Source organism: Shewanella sp. SG41-4 (assembly GCF_014164505.1).
In the GTDB taxonomy this organism is placed as follows: Bacteria; Pseudomonadota; Gammaproteobacteria; order Enterobacterales; family Shewanellaceae; genus Shewanella.
This window is the reverse complement of record NZ_JACJFI010000761.1, coordinates 1-382: the sequence shown is the minus strand read 5'-3', so window position 1 is coordinate 382 and position 382 is coordinate 1. Positions and strand designations below refer to the sequence as shown.

The window sequence follows — 382 nt, the reverse complement described above, 5'->3', positions numbered from 1 at the left end:
TTTAGCCAGGCTTGGTTTATCTTTTGTAATCGACACCGCGATAAGCTCAAAATCTTATTCTGGGATACTAACGGATTTTGGCTTTATTATCGTCGCCTCGAAAAAGGCCACTTTAAGTGGCCGGTGCCTAAATGTGATGGCGCAGTTCATATCAGCAAGCAGCAATTACATTGGCTATTATCGGGATTAACCTTAGATAATCCTAAGGCGCATCGACCGATCTATGGACTAGAAGTGTGACAGTGATTGTTGATCGCAAATTTCTACTTGAACGATCATTTTTCGCTGTCAGACTAAGGATATTGATACCCTTTAAGCCCTGAGCCACCTTGACTGACCTACCTGATGATATAGCACAACTCAAAGCCATGTTGCTGCAACT

General features: G+C 42.7%; 1 protein-coding gene. It reads left to right on the top strand.

Going from position 1 to position 382, the window contains the following annotated elements; all coding sequences use genetic code 11:
• Positions 1-240 (top strand): IS66 family insertion sequence element accessory protein TnpB (gene tnpB, locus H5202_RS23710; protein ID WP_182774162.1); only part of this gene is annotated, 240 nt, incomplete at its 5' end.
• Positions 241-382 lie beyond the last annotated feature (142 nt).